The 14,982-nt window shown below is 61.5% G+C and carries 11 protein-coding genes; 6 read left to right on the forward strand and 5 right to left on the reverse strand.

All coding sequences use genetic code 11. From position 1 onward, the window contains the following. Positions 1-150: 150 nt before the first annotated feature. Entirely contained in the window at positions 151-960 is an 810-nt protein-coding gene (locus tag Q1B40_RS23285; protein WP_299820428.1) for a class I SAM-dependent methyltransferase, read from the forward strand. Between the two features lie 30 nt (positions 961-990). Here Q1B40_RS23285 and Q1B40_RS23290 read toward each other — a convergent pair whose 3' ends face one another. Further along, a complete protein-coding gene (locus Q1B40_RS23290) occupies positions 991-1,554 on the reverse strand; it encodes an HXXEE domain-containing protein (RefSeq protein WP_299820430.1) in 564 nt (187 codons plus the stop codon). Positions 1,555-1,939: 385 nt separating this feature from the next. Between Q1B40_RS23290 and Q1B40_RS23295 the strand changes: the two genes are divergently transcribed. Both Q1B40_RS23295 and Q1B40_RS23300 read left to right on the forward strand, forming a co-directional pair. Beyond that, positions 1,940-3,913: a PAS-domain containing protein gene (locus Q1B40_RS23295; protein ID WP_299820433.1), complete on the forward strand. Its 1,974-nt coding sequence runs from the start codon at positions 1,940-1,942 to the stop codon at positions 3,911-3,913. Positions 3,914-3,931: 18 nt separating this feature from the next. Beyond that, positions 3,932-4,654, forward strand: a complete 723-nt coding sequence (locus Q1B40_RS23300) for a response regulator transcription factor (RefSeq protein ID WP_299820436.1) — start codon at positions 3,932-3,934, stop codon at positions 4,652-4,654. Positions 4,655-4,759: 105 nt separating this feature from the next. Here Q1B40_RS23300 and Q1B40_RS23305 read toward each other — a convergent pair whose 3' ends face one another. From Q1B40_RS23305 to Q1B40_RS23315, 3 genes are all read right to left on the reverse strand, one after another. After that, entirely contained in the window at positions 4,760-7,426 is a 2,667-nt protein-coding gene (locus Q1B40_RS23305; protein ID WP_299820439.1) for a TRAP transporter large permease subunit, read from the reverse strand. Positions 7,427-7,446: 20 nt separating this feature from the next. Then, positions 7,447-8,481, reverse strand: coding sequence for a TRAP transporter small permease subunit (locus Q1B40_RS23310; protein WP_299820442.1), 1,035 nt, complete (start codon positions 8,479-8,481; stop codon positions 7,447-7,449). Between the two features lie 75 nt (positions 8,482-8,556). Further along, positions 8,557-9,657, reverse strand: coding sequence for a TRAP transporter substrate-binding protein (locus Q1B40_RS23315; RefSeq protein WP_299820445.1), 1,101 nt, complete (start codon positions 9,655-9,657; stop codon positions 8,557-8,559). 188 nt (positions 9,658-9,845) lie between these two features. On the opposite strand from Q1B40_RS23315, the gene Q1B40_RS23320 reads away from it, so the two are divergent. From Q1B40_RS23320 to Q1B40_RS23330, 3 genes are all read left to right on the forward strand, one after another. Continuing rightward, entirely contained in the window at positions 9,846-11,207 is a 1,362-nt protein-coding gene (locus tag Q1B40_RS23320; RefSeq protein WP_299820448.1) for a cache domain-containing protein, read from the forward strand. A 7-nt stretch (positions 11,208-11,214) separates the two neighbouring features. Continuing rightward, positions 11,215-11,889, forward strand: coding sequence for a response regulator transcription factor (locus tag Q1B40_RS23325; protein WP_299820451.1), 675 nt, complete (start codon positions 11,215-11,217; stop codon positions 11,887-11,889). Positions 11,890-11,960: 71 nt separating this feature from the next. Beyond that, a complete protein-coding gene (locus Q1B40_RS23330; RefSeq protein ID WP_299820454.1) occupies positions 11,961-12,719 on the forward strand; it encodes a gamma-glutamyl-gamma-aminobutyrate hydrolase family protein in 759 nt (252 codons plus the stop codon). A 177-nt stretch (positions 12,720-12,896) separates the two neighbouring features. Here the strand turns inward: Q1B40_RS23330 and Q1B40_RS23335 are convergent, their stop codons facing one another. Then, positions 12,897-14,825 (reverse strand): DUF1007 family protein, encoded by a 1,929-nt coding sequence (locus Q1B40_RS23335; RefSeq protein ID WP_299820457.1) that lies wholly within the window; start codon positions 14,823-14,825, stop codon positions 12,897-12,899. Positions 14,826-14,982 lie beyond the last annotated feature (157 nt).

Below are 14,982 nucleotides of genomic sequence, written 5' to 3' on the forward strand. Positions count from 1 at the left end.
AGCCGCAAAAACGTTTTCGTATCTCACATCTGCCTCAAATCTGGAATTTAACATGAGTTTTATACTCTTGTTTTCTCCTATTTTTCCTGAGTATATGAGTCAAGTTCTATCTTCTGGAACGATTCCAACTCACACGAGGCTCCGGCAAACATGAGCGGCACGGAAACGCTGTCGAACTACGATCTGCGCGAAGAAATCAAGGAATACTGGGGCAAACGGGCGGAAACCTTCGACACGCAGCCCGGCCATGAAATCTTCTCCGAAGAGGAGAGAGAAGCCTGGCACGGTCTGTTTCAACGGCACCTGGGATCAGGAGGCGGGCGCACGGCTCTGGATCTTGCCTGCGGCACTGGCGTCATCTCCCACCTCCTCGACGATCTCGAATTCACGGTGACAGGCATGGACTGGGCCGAGCCGATGCTGGAGCGGGCCCGAGCCAAGGCCAAGGCACGGCAACGCCAGATCCGGTTTCTGATGGGCGATGCCGAACGCACCCTGGAGCCTGCGGACCGGTATGACGTTGTCGCCTGCAGGCACCTTGTCTGGACGCTGGTCGACCCTCATGCCGCGTTTCGCGAGTGGCACCGGGTACTCAAACCGGGGGGCAGACTGCTGGTCGTCGACGGGGACTTCGTCAATGCCGGGCTGGTCTCAAGGCTCATGGCCGGGCTGTCCCGGGTCCTGGAAAAATTTTCGTCTTCAAGTCCGGTCCAAACGGCCGGAAGCTCGCCAGACATGAGGGACATGCATCGCAGCATCCTGTCGCGGGTGTATTTCCACGACGGTGCGCGGGCGGAAGCGGTGGCACAACTGCTGGAGGAAACAGGGTTTTCCAACATCAGAATCGACAGGAACCTGCGCGCCGTCAAAAAGGCGCAGGCCCGGGACTTCCCGTTCCTGAAGGGCCTTGAGCGGGCCGCCCAGCATCGCTACGCAATCACGGCAGTGAAACCGGACTGACAGGGCTGGCGGACCTCGCTGCGCCCTACCTTAGGCGACCGGACGGGTCGCCCAGGCCGCGATGGCACCGTGCAGGGCGAGGATTAGCGCCGCGCCGGTCAGGTGCTGGACAAGGCTCGCCGGCTGGGCGGCAAGGATCCAGGCGGACAGCGGCAGGAACAGGACGATGGCGGTAACAAGACCGGGATTCCCCTGCCGCGTGCGGATCGCGGCAGCAATGTGAACCAGGGCATTGATGGCCATCAGATAGGCGGCAACGACACCCCAGCCAGGCGCGACGCGCGCGGCGAAGAAGACGGCAAGCAGAAGAAACCACACGAAGACCACGTTGATGATCCAGACGGCGCCGTTGCCCAGCCCCCGAGCCTGCGGTCCGAGCATGAGGTTGATGCTCTTCCGGAAACGGTCGGCATCGTGCTCTTCGTACTGGTGCAGCATGTAGACGGGCAGGGCCAGGTAAACCGGCAGCAGGATCCCGTCCACGAAGGGAGCGAACCCGATCAGGAACAGGGCAAGCGGCAGCGCGCCATAGACCCAGTTTGCCGTCAGCCGGCCAGCCCGGCCCTCGCTCGGTTGCTCAATACCGTCCGTCATCTGCCGGTTCTTCCCCCGCTCCGCAATTTGGTCCGAAATGCCTAGCCGCGAGCATAGACCATATCGGTTTACACAATGCCAACGGGCGCACTCCCAGCCTCCGGCAGGGACGCCGCAATCGCCCCGACCATCTGGTTCAGATCACCAGTACAGCGCTAAGCGAAGCGGTTGGGCGCACCGGCGGGCGCCGCCTACTTGATCATCGCCATCGTGATCCGCGCGCAAGCGCATCCGGTGGGCGACGTTGAACAAGAAGACATGGCGGCGGAGACACTGTCGCGCTATATCGGTCATAGTGGCCCGCCGCCCCATTCACCCATCGGACTAGGCCAGGGACCTATCCAAGGCCTTTCAGTCGGCTTGGCTTTTGCACTAATGTGCCCTCATGGATGAGACTCAGCAGCTCAAAACGCAGCTTGATCTGATGCAGGCCGCGCTCGATCACATCAATCAGGGCTTTTCGGTCTTCGATGCGGATCTGCGGCTGGTCGCCTGGAACCGCGGCCTTTGGGAGATGCTTGATTTTCCGCAAGGATTGGCGCGGCGCGGGACCCACCTTGAGGAATTCCTGCGGGTGAACGCCGAGCGCGGCGAATACGGGCCCGGCGACATCGAAGGCAAGATCCGGCGGAGACTGAAACGCGCCGAACTGTTCGAGCCGCATTATTTCGAGCGCATCCGCCCCAACGGCCAGATCATCGCGGTCTCCGGGACGCCGCTGCCACGAGGCGGTTTCGTCACCACCTATTGGGACGTGACCAAGGACCGGCGCCGCCAGGAAAAGCTGGAGCGCACGGTGGAAGAACGCACCCGGGCGCTGCGGCAGTCGGAGGATTGGCTGCGGCTGGTGACCGACAACATTCCGGCCCTGATCGCCTATCTCGCCCCCGGTCCGGTGTTCCGCTTCGCCAATCGCCGCTATGCTGACTGGTTCGGCCAGTCGGTCGCTTCGATCGCTGGCCGCCCCGCACCGGAAGTCGTTGGCCCGGAGCTCTTCAAGATTCTGGAGCCGCATATCAACCGGGCCTTCGAAGGCAACGCGGTCAGCTACGAATACCAGCGCGAACGCCCCGACGGTTCCAGCGCCTATATGCGTTCGACCCTGATACCCGACATGACCCAGGACGGCCGGACGCTTGGGATCTTCGTACTGTCGCTGGATGCAACCGACCAGAAACAGGCCGAAGCCGCGCTGGTGCAATCGCAGCGTATGGACGCGGTCGGCAAGCTGACCGGCGGCCTCGCCCATGATTTCAACAATCTTCTGGCCATCCTGATGGGCAATCTTCTCAGCCTCGGCCGGATGGACACTCCGATCGCGAAGGAAACGCTCGACACCAAGCTGTCGCCGATGCTGGAGGCCACCAAACGCGGATCCGACCTGATCCAGCGCCTGCTCCTCTTCAGCCGCGGCAAGGAGATCGACCCGCAAACGGTCTCGCTCGCCCGGGTTATCGCCAGCGCCGGCCGACTTCTGGAAGGCTCCTTGCCCTCGGCCATCGTCCTTGAAACGGAAATCGAGAACCGGGACATCGCCGCGCGTATCGACCCCACCCAGATGGAAACGGCGCTGATCAACCTTGCCTTCAACGCGCGCGACGCCATGCCGGAAGGCGGAACCCTGCGCATCGCGCTCACCGAAACACAGCTTGAACGGCGGGAAGCCGATGAGCTTGGCGTCGCGCCGGGAGCTTATGCGCAGATTATCGTGGAAGACACCGGCAGCGGCATGGACGCGCAAACCCAGTTGCAGGTCTTCGAGCCGTTTTTCACCACCAAGACCTTCGGCACCGGCAGCGGCCTAGGTCTGTCGATGGTCTATGGCTTCATCCGCCAGTCCGGAGGCGCCATCCAGGTCAGCAGCGCCCTCGGCATCGGTACCTATCTGACGCTCTACCTGCCGCTGAAACGGCTGGAAGCCTGTGACGGCGGGTCTCCGTCCGAGACCCAAGGCGCCCGGCCACCGCGCGGCCAGGGCGAACTTCTGTTGCTGGTCGAGGACGATCCCGATGTCGCCAACACGGTGACCGAGCAATTGCAGAATCTCGGCTATTCGGTCCTGCGCGCGGAAAGCGCGGAAGATGCGCGCAGTCTCGCGCTGGACGTTCCGGAACTGCGCGCCGTTCTTACCGACATCATCATGCCCGGGCAGATAAACGGCCTGGCGCTGGCCCGCGAAATTCATCAGAAGCGCAACGACCTCGCCATAGCGCTCATGTCCGGCTACGCTGACTGGTCGGCCCTTGCGGGTCAAGACACCCGCTGCGAATTTCCGGTTCTGGCAAAACCCTTCGCGGAAGATCAGCTTGCAGACACTCTCCGCACTATCCTTGCCACGCCACCAGTCGCGGTTTCATAGATGACCAGGGACCGAGCCTTGCAGACACATACTGAACCGTTGGCCAAACCCAAGGTCTTCATCGTCGATGATGAACCGGAAATCGGCAATCTGCTGCTGGATGCCATGTCCCAGTTCAACATACAGGGTCAGGTGCTTTCAACCGCGGCACAGATGCTCGATGCGCTGAAATACGACAAGCCGGATGCCTGCATCGTCGATCTTGGCCTGCCCGACATGGAAGGCATGGCCCTTATAAACGAAATCCGCCGGCAATCCTCCGTGCCGATCATCGTACTCTCCGCGCGCGGTCACTCCAGCGACCGCGTCATGGGCCTGGAACTCGGTGCGGACGATTATGTGGTCAAGCCGTTCGACCCGCGCGAGGTTGTCGCCCGCATCCGCTCCATTCTACGCCGCGCCTCGGGACGCGAACAGCCGGTGCGCGGTGCGGAACAGGCACGCTTCGAGGGCTGGATCTACCAGCCTTCCTCGCACAGCCTGATCTCGCCGGAGGGAGAGGAGACATTTCTGTCCACCGGCGAAGCAACATTGCTGGAAGCGCTGCTGCGGGCGCCGAAACGGGTTCTGACACGGGACTACCTGCTGGAACACGGCGGCCGCGACGAAAGCCTCGATCGGTCGATCGACGTGCGCATCTCGCGCATCCGCAAGAAGCTCACCCGCAACAACGAACCGGCCCACATCCGCACTATCTACGGTTCCGGCTACATGCTCGCCTGCGATGTGAAGTGGGGGTAATCCCTTCAGGACACGCAACTTCTCCCGCGTCGTCCCGGACCTGATCCGGGACTTTTCTGGCGTGGAGAACGGCCCCGGCACAAGGCCGGGGCTGCAGGGATCAATCTAGAAGCTCAGCGAGACATCCCGATGACTGGAGAGGCAGGCGGCGACGTCGAGGGCCATGTCCGTCGGCAGGCGGTCCTGCTGGCGCAGTCCGATCGTGTCAACAACCGCCGCATTGTATGCGGTAAGCTGCGGCAGGATCTCCGTGGCGGCCTTCTGCCGCCATGCCAGATCGGCATCGAGCGCGGCGATCGACTTGTCGATTTCGGCCACTGCTTCTTCCGCGTTCGGCTGCCGGCTGCGCATGATCTTGCGGGCCTCGCTCAATCCGCTGCGGATGTCACTCGTGCCTTCCGCGTCGCCGATCCGGGACCGCATCTCTGAAATCGCTTCTTCTGCAGCTTCCGGATCAAGACCGGGCACTTCAGCCTTCAGCGCTTCCAGCTCGGGCCGGAAACTCGCCACCAGATCCGTATCGGCAAGGATCGCCTTCAGCTCGAGGACGGGCTCATAGGCCTGATCCACGGTCCGCCGGTAGGTCAGGCGTGCCGTGTTTTCCTCTTTCTGAATTTTCGAGAAGGTCGCGTAGACTTCCTTCCAGTCAGACGGAATTCTCGCCAGCAGAGCATCATGCTCGGCCTGGAGGACCTCGATGCGTTCGCGGGCGCGTTCACCCTGCGCTTCCGTGAAGACACCGGTGCCACCGGACCGGGTGACGATCACTTCAAGCTCTTCGATCCGCTCCTCGATCCTGAGGGCATCGCGTTCAAGCGCGCGAACCTCGACGTGAACCGGTTTGTAGGCGACGGCTGCTTCCGCGACCTTTACTTCGGCATCCTTGATCGCCTGCATCAGCGGTATCGCTTCGCGGGCCTTTTCAAAGCCTTCCTGCAGATCCTCGCGCAGGTCTTCCGGCAGGTAGCTCATATCGATGGCTTCCGCGGACTGTATCGCCGCCAGAATGCCGGCGCCGTTCTGCTGGAATTTCTCGTGAACGAGGGATTCCATGCAGTATTGCAGACGCGGATTTTTCGGCGGAGGCGCTGTCTCTGACAGGAGCGTAGACCGGTTCGGCAGGTAGTTCACCAGCTGCGGATAAAGTCCGACGATTCCCAGGGCAACGAGCTGCAGGCAGATAAAAGCGATCACGCCCTTGTACATGTCCAGGGTCTTGACCACCGCCGGCGCGACACCGCGCAGATAAAACAGCGCAAAACCGAAGGGCGGCGTCAGGAAGGACGTCTGGATGTTCAGGCCGATCATCACGCCCAGCCACACGGCCGTGACGTTGGCTTCCGGGTCCGCCAGCAGGATCGGCGCTACGATCGGCACCACCACAACGGCGATTTCGATGAAGTCGAGGAAGAAGCCGAGGACGAAGATCACCAGCATCACGATCAGGAACTGCGCCCAGAAACCGCCCGGCAGGCCCTGAAGGAAGTCCTTCACAAGGTCCTCGCCCCCGAATGCCCGGAAGGCGGACGTCAGCATGGCGGCGCCAAGCAGGATGATGAACACCAGCGACGTGGTCTTGGCGGTTTCCACCATGACGCCGCGCAACGTGTTTTCCAGTTTCAGCGTACGCCAGCCGGACCAGAAGATCGCGATCAGCAGCAGCGAGACGGCGATGATCGCCAGAATCAACGCCAGCAGATCGTCGCTGGTCTGGATCAGCTTGATGTTGACCGCGCCGAAGAAACCGACAATCACGGCGAGACCGAGCAGGGCCAGGATGGCGATGATCGCCGGAGAATAAGCCCCGCGTTTGCCGTCCCGGAGCCGGTATCCGGCCATGACCATGGCGCCGACGGCACCGATGGCGCCAGCCTGGTTGACGGTAGCAACACCGGCGACGATCGAGCCGAGCACAAGGAAGATCAGCGCCAGCGGCGGCACCAGAGTGAGGACGACCTTGACCGCGAACTGGCGCGTGAAGGTACCCTCTTCATGGACGGCCGGCGCCGATTTCGGGTTCAGCAGTGCGAACCCGAGGATGAAAAGCATGTAAAGCCCGACGAGAACCAACCCGGGCAGGAACGCTCCAAGGAACATTTCCCCGGCACTCGTCGAAACGACGGAAAAGTCGGACGGCATCGAAAGTTCGCCGGTGCTCGACTTGTAGAGCGTCTGGCGCAGCGAGCCGGCCTGATCGACGGCGCTGGCAAGCTGGTCGGCCAGGATGATGAGCACGATGGAAGGCGGGATGATCTGGCCGAGCGTGCCTGAAGCGGCGATGGTGCCCGTTGCCAGCGGCACCGAATATTTGTTGCGCAGCATGGCCGGAAGGGAGATCAGACCCATGGCCACCACGGTCGCGCCGACGATGCCTGTGGTCGCCGCCAGAAGTGCGCCGACGAACACCACCGAAATGCCGAGACCGCCCGGAACCGGCCCGAACAGCCGCGCCATCGTCACCAGCAGGTCTTCGGCGATCTTGGAGCGCTGCAGCATGATCCCCATGAAGACGAAGAGCGGGATGGCAATCAGCGTATCCCGCTCGGCCTCCCAGTAGATGCCGCGGAAGTTGGTCACCCCGGCGCTTAGCCACTGACCCGGACCGCCGTGAGAGAAATAGGCCCCGGTATCGTCTGCGAACAGGTACCCCGTTCCGGCCGCGATGCCGATGGTCAGGATGGCGGACCCAGGCAGGGCGAAGGCGACCGGAAAACCGGAGCCGAGCGCGAACGCCATCAGGAGAACTAGGAGAAGAAGGAAGAAAAGTTCCATATCGAGCGGTCTCGTCGGCGCTATTGAACAGAATGGCTGTCGTGATCCCGGCCGCCCGGTTCACCGCGAATATCGGCAACCGCATCCATGAAATAAGCCACGAACTGGATCATCATGGAAACGGCAAACACGCCAAGGAAGCCTGCCATCAGATATTTCACGAACAGGCCGAAGCCCGCCTGTGTCGTCTCGTAGGTCAGGATAGGACTGTTGATGATGTTCTGCTTGCCGCCCATGCCGATGACCAGGATCACGGTGCACAGGCTCATGCCGAGGGCAACCGATCCGATGGCGTTCACATAGCCCTTCGTCCTGGTGGACAGGCCGGCGTAGAAGACATCCACCCTCACGTGCCCTTCCTCCAGCAGCGTATAGGCGCTGGCGAACAGGAACAGCGCCGCATACCAGAAGCGAACCAGATCGGCCAGGAACGCCTGCTCGTAGGAAAACACGAAACGCCCGATCACGATCAGGAGTTCGGCGACAACCACCAGAAGCGCCAGCCAGGTGAAGCCGAGCGTGCGGGTGAAGGCAGCAATGACAACCGAAAGGGCGATAAGCGGCATGTGAAGATAAGGGCCGCGGAACCGGGCGCGGCCAAGATCGTCCGCCAGCTCCTGGCCGACAACACCGGACAGCAGATCCTCGATGCGCAGAAAGGAGATCACGCTGTCGGTGAAACCGACGATGAGCACGGCAAAAAACGCGGCCCGTATCAGGAAGGCGTTGATGTTGCTGATCCTGCGACTGTCCTCGCGCAGGGTCCAGCTGCTTTTCAGCACATAGGCGACAGCGCCGAGTACCAGCGCCGCATAGAGGGCAAGCTGCAGCCACGACCAGAGGATCGGCAGCGACCCGTTGGCCGCCCCGCCGTAAATCGGCGCGACACCGGGAAGATCCTGCCAGTATGTCAGATAGTTGTTGAGCAAATACGCCGTCATGAGGGCCAATACGATCCAGCCGAACAGGCGAGAGATGCGGGCGCTTTCCGGCGAGTGCGTTTCACCGGATTTCATAACAGGCGAGCCGTCTTGAACCATGTCCAAGGCCGTCATCGTGGCTGAGCCTTTTTATCTTTGTCCAATGTAAAGAGGGACGGGATTTCTCCCGTCCCTTTTGTTCAAGTCCGCTTATTCCGGAATACCGAGATAACGGTTGCGCTTGTTGCTGTAGGCAACGTCGGAGATCGCCATGTAGCTGCCGATTTCCTGGCGCGCATTGATCACGCTTTCGAAGATCTTCTTGGAAAGCGGGGAGTGATCCATCGCTTCTTCCAGAACTTCCTGCGCGGCTTCACCGAAGCTGTCGTAGATCTCGTCGGAGAACTGACGCAACTCGACACCATGCTCATCGATAAGACGCTTGAGGTAGGCACCGTTGTTGGCGTTGGTTTCCGCCATGGTGTTGGAGTTTTCCTCCGCACAGGCCGCAACGATGATCTGCTGATCGACCGCGTCGAGACCTTCCCAGAAGGCCTTGTTCATGCCGAGTGCCAGCATTGCGCCCGGCTCGTGCATGCCCGGGTAGTAGTAGTATTTGGCCGCTTCGTAGAACTTCATGAAGTAGTCGTTGAACGGGCCAACCCACTCGGTTGCGTCGATTGCGCCGGAAACGAGGTTTTCGTAGATCTGGCCGCCCGGCAGAGACACCGGAGACGCACCCAGTTTCGCCATGACGTCGCCGCCCTGGCCCGGAATACGCATCTTCAGACCCTTCAGGTCGTCAGCGGTCTCGATTTCCTTGTTGAACCAGCCGCCCATCTGGACGCCGGTGTTGCCCATGGCGAGGTTCTTCAGACCAAACTCGCCGGCCAGCTCATCCCAGAGTTCCTGACCGCCACCGTATTTGATCCAGGCATCCATTTCCGTGTAGGTCAAACCGAACGGAACGGCCGTGAAAGCGGCCCAGCCAGGGTGTTTGCCTTTCCAGTAATAGTCAGCGCCGATGTAGGCCTGAGCATTGCCGGATGCGACTTCGTCGAAGGAGTCGAACGCGCCGACACGCTCGCCGGCGGCGAAATACTGAACGTTGAGACGACCCTGGGTCAGCTCGGCAATACGGGCTGCCAGGCGCTGCGCCGGAACGCCGAGACCCGGAAAGTCACGTGGCCAGGTGGACACGATGACCATTTCCTTGGTGCCCTGGGCGATTGCCGGAGCAGCCAGTACGGAGCCGGCAGCTACACCGCCAGCGCCAAGGCCAGCCTTTTTGATAAATGAACGACGATCCATTAGTTTCCTCCCTAAACGGACCCGATATCGGACCGGCGCACACACTTGCACCGATCTCGCCGTATGTCTAGTTGACCGGATGGCCAGTATGCTATTCGTGGTTCTGCGCAGTTATTCAGTAATACTACCGAATGCGCGCAATAGAAATACGAGGCATTGGGGACACGCGCAATGAAAGGGCGAATTCAGTGACGTTCAAGACCAAATTGCTGCTCATCACGATCCTGCCCCTGATCGCTGTGTCCTTTCTGATCGGCGGCACGACCTACTATCAGTCACGCGAACTCATCAACGCCCAGACCCAGGCGGTGGAGCAGCGCATCCTGTCCGCCAAGCGGCAGGAGATCCGCAACTATGTCAGTCTTGCCCTGACCTCCATCGAACAGATCTACCGCGACGAGCCCGGAGGGCGCGAGGCGGCCCAGGCGCGGGTCAAGGATATCCTGCAGCATCTCACCTTCGACTATGACGGCTATTTCTTCGTCTATACGCTCGACGGCACCAACATCGTCCATCCGAAGCTGCCGCACCTGGTCGGCGGCAACTGGTGGGACCTGCAGGACGACAACGGAGACCACGTGATCCGTAACCTGATCCTGGCGGCTCAGGCCGGGGGCGGTTTCCATCAGTATGTCTGGCACAAGCCCTCCACGGGCACCGTCGAGGAAAAACTCGGCTACGCCATCCTGCTGGACAAATGGGGCTGGATGCTGGGGACCGGCCTTTACACAGACGACATTGCCCGCGAGGTCGCCGCGATCCATGCCGACATTGCCCACAGCATCCGGCAGACCCTGCTCGTGACCTTCATGATCACGCTCGCGGCGATCGTCATCGCCGGTTTGCTGATCGCCGGTGTGCGTTTCTCCGAGCAGCGCTTCGCCGACAGCAGGCTGAAGGAACTGACCAACCGGATCTTTCAGGTCCAGGAACAGGAGCGCAAACGCGTATCGACCGAACTCCACGACAGCATTTCCCAGTTGCTTGTCTCCGTGCGCTATGGGGTCGAGATGATCCACAGCGAGGCCGGCGGTGCCCCTGAACTGCAGACACAGGCGGCCAAATGCCTGACGACCCTTGACGGCACCATCGCCGAGGTCCGGCGCATCTCCCGCGATCTGCGCCCCAGCGTGCTCGACGACATGGGGCTCTCTGCCGCGCTCGGAAGTCTCGGCAAGGAATTCCAGAACCAGTCTGGCATCGTCGTCAACGTGACAGCCGACCAGTGTCAGACCCGCCTGTCCGAGGGGGCCAAAACCGCGCTTTACCGGGTGGTCCAGGAATGCCTGACCAATGTCGCCCGCCATGCGGGCGCGTCCGAAGTCACCATCAGCCTGAAGGTTGGCCTGCACAGCCTTGTCCTGTCGGTGGAAGACAACGGCGTCGGCTTGCCGCGCCCGCTGCCCAGGACTGGAGGCCTGGGATTCCGCAACATGCGCGAACGGATCGAGACCTTCGGCGGACGCCTGACCCTGAACCGCAGATCCTCCGGAGGCACCCGGATATGGGTCCAGATGCCGCTCGACAAACAACTGGCAAAGGCGGCATGATCCGAAGATGACAGTGCATTCACCTTCCCCCGTACAACAGCAGACCGGCAAACCCGTCAGGGTCCTGCTCGCCGATGACCACGAACTGGTCCGCGACGGCATTCGCGCCCGGCTGCAGAAGGTGCCGGACCTTGAAGTGGTCGGAGAGGCAACCAACGGGCTTGAAGCTGTGAACCTTGCCGAGGATCTGCGCCCCGACGTTCTCCTCATGGATGTCTCCATGCCCGTGATGAACGGGCTGGAGGCCGCAAGACAGGTGCGCAAGATCCTGCCCGACACGGCGGTCCTGATCCTGTCGGTTTATGACAATCCGGAATACGTGCGCGGCGTGGTGCAGGCCGGTGCCCGTGGCTACATCCTGAAGGACATCTCCTCCGCCGAGATGATCACCGCCATCACCAGCGTGGCCACCGGCGGATATTATTTCTCCGCTGCGGTCGGACCCACCCTTGTCGGCGCGACCACGTCCGCCCCGGTGGAAGATCCCTATGGCCTGACGGAGCGTGAACGCCAGGTACTGACCGCCATCGCCGCCGGCCAGCCGAACAAGGAAGTCGCCAAGAAACTCGGCATCAGTGTCCGTACGGTCGAATCCCATCGTCTGAATCTCAGGGAAAAAGTCGGCAACAAGAATGCGGCGCAGCTTTACAAGGTTGCGCAGGATCTTGGATTGCTGGATTAGACTCTGTGACCTAGAACATCTCCACCAAACACCTTGCCAACAGTCTCGATGCGCGCACGACAGGCCCCAAAATGACCAAACCGCTCGTCCTGGTTACCGCAGATGTCAAAGCCCTTGACGGCTACAACTGGCACGCTGCGGTCTCGACCTATCTTCAGGCCGTTCTGAAAGGCTCTGATGCCATTCCGATGATCCTCCCGTCGCTCGGGCCGGATCTCGATCTGGATGCCGCGCTGGACCAGGTCGACGGCGTTCTGGCCACCGGCTCCCGCTCGAATGTCAATCCGCAGCTCTACGGCCGGGAACCGACGGAGGAAAACGGCCCCTACGACCCGGACCGCGATGCGACGACAATGCCGCTTCTCAAGCGTGCCGTCGACCGCGGCGTCCCGGTCTTTGCGATCTGCCGCGGCATGCAGGAGCTGAACGTCGCCCTCGGCGGTACGCTCCTGACGGAAATCCAGGCGATAGAGGGGCGCAAGGACCACCGCGCACCGGTCTCCGAGCATCAGGAAGAACGTTTCCGCATTGCCCATCCGGTTGAAGTCACTTCAGGCGGAAGCCTGGAACAGGTGCTCGGTGCGGAACCCTTCGAGGTCAATTCCCTTCACCGGCAGGCGCTCGGCGAACTCGGCAACGGCCTGACCGTCGAAGCCCTGGCGGAAGACGGCACCATCGAGGCGGTCTCTCTCACGGACAGCCCCGGCTATGTGCTCGCCACCCAGTGGCACCCGGAATACTGGGTTGCGACGGACGGACCGTCAAAGAAGCTGTTCGCGGCCTTCGGCGATGCCGTGCGCGCCTACCGGCAAAAACGTCTCGGTCTTTGAAGACGGATTGAAGCGCTGTTTGCTGTCAAACAGATCCTGACTTTTTGCTGGATGGCATGATACCGCCTTTTCCCTCCACGCCGTCCCGGACTTGATCCGGGACCAATAGCGCAAGTCCCGGATCAGGTCCGGGACAGCGCGGTGTGGTCGGCGCAACAGGCACTCATAGAGCCTGCCCTACCCCCAGCCGACCGTCGCGATCAGCAAGGTCACGCCAAGTAGAAAGACAATCGCCGCTCCCAGGATCTCTATGGTCCTGTGGATCCGGCCGGACATCGGGCTGCCCTCGCCGAAAAGCCGCACCGCCAGGTCCTTCGCACCGACGGCCAGCCCGGCGAGAAGGGACACCGTGATGCCGGTGCCGACGGCCATCGCCAGTGTGGAGGCGATACCCGCAGCGATCATGCCTTGAGACAGGGCGAAAACCAGCACGATCAGCGCTCCGGTACAGGGGCGCAGACCGACCGCCAGGACAATGGAAGCCGCCCGCGCCAGCGTGATACGCCCGCTGAGCATGTCCGGTGTCGGCGCATGGGCATGGCCGCAGGTGGCGCAAACGCCGTCCGCCCCCACCGAGTGATGGTGATCATCATGCCCATGCCCGTGCCCATGCCCGTGCCCGTGCCCGTGATGATGATGGTGGTGATGGCCATGGTCATGGACCTCCGCCCCCGCATAGGCAAGCTGATCGCTTGCCAGCCGAGAAGCGACAACGTTCAACAGTGGCCGGACGGCCTTTTGCCAGAGCAGCCAGCCGCCGAGCGCAGTGATCATCAGATAGGAGCCGATCTCGAACCAGCGGGCGGTATCCTGAATGGCGAGACTTGTGAGGTTGAATACCACGGCCAGTCCGCCGACGAGAACGATGGCCGTCACCGCCTGGGCGAAGGCGGAGGCGAAGGACAGGACAACACCCTTGCGCAAGGTCTCGTTGTTGGCGACCACATAGGAGGTGATGATCGCCTTTCCGTGCCCGGGACCTGCCGCGTGGAAAATGCCATAGGCGAAAGACAGCCCCATGAGCAACCATACGGCGTTCGGATTGTTGCGGAACGATCTGAGGCTTGCCACCAGCGCCTGATAGAATTCCTTCTGCTTGACGGCAATCGTCCCGAAGACCGTGTTCAGAAATCCGCTCTGAACACCCGTCTGCGCGGCAGGATCGATCACGGCAACAGTTGTCTCTGCCGAACTGACGACAGCCTCTGCCCGGGATGACACGCTGCCTGCTTGAGAAGCTGCGCCGTTATCAGCCACTGTCGCGCCACCATCAGCCACCTCCACAGAGACCTCCCCGATCTCACCGGATACCGGGGCGGTGGCGCAGTTGACGATCATCTGGTTGACCTGTGTCGCGGCCGCCGACTGCAACTCCGGCGGAAGGTCCCGCTGGTCTGCGCCGATCTGCGCAAGAGCGTATGCCGTCGCATCGTCCAGAGGCGGCGGTTCCTTGCGGGTCACCTGGCAGGTGCCGGGGGCATTGACCGTGCCCACTGCGCTGTCCTCGCTCCCGAACCGGAAATCGACATAAAAAGTCGGATCATAGACGTCGAGCGTGATCGGATTCGCCGCGTCGCTCGGTTCCTTGAGCGGCAGCGTGAAATGCAATTCCAGAAGATCGACGCTTTGCGGCATCGATCCGCCGTTCATGCGGACGTCCTCCTCCATCGCCTCGAAATCTTCCGGCTTCATCGCCCAGTAGTCCCGCAGCGGCACCGCCTCGACTTCCAGCCAATAGTCTGAAGGAGCGGTGAAATCGAACTCGATCCGGGTGTTGTCGCCGAACGTGAAATAGCCGAAGTCGGCCATGCTCTCCACATTGACCTGCGCCAGCTCGCTCAATTCCTCGCGCGAATAGACACCGTCTCCATTTGTGTCGAAGCCCTGGATCGCGAATGCCGAAAAGGCGTCGTCGAACCGGAAGATATGGTTGACCGCAACCGCCTGGCCCTGATCGTCAAAGACCAGCCGGGATCTGGCTTCCACGAACACATGCGGATGCGCTGAGACGCCGGTCAGCAAAACCGACAGGAACCCGGCCCCGATCAGGATCCGGCGGACAACCGAACCAACGACTTTGAGGAAGGGGGCTGGACAAAAATGCACCGGAATCACCTGTTTGATCGGACGTCACGCCACAAGACCTAGACCAGAGAAGACGGCAGGAAAAAGGCACCTGAGTGCGGCGCAATATCTTCCTGGAACAATTTTCGGCCATTTATCAAGAAAGCGGAACATTTGATCCTATTTATTCGAATTAGTG

The sequence above is a fragment of the uncultured Roseibium sp. genome (assembly GCF_947496995.1).
Taxonomy (GTDB): domain Bacteria; phylum Pseudomonadota; class Alphaproteobacteria; order Rhizobiales; family Stappiaceae; genus Roseibium.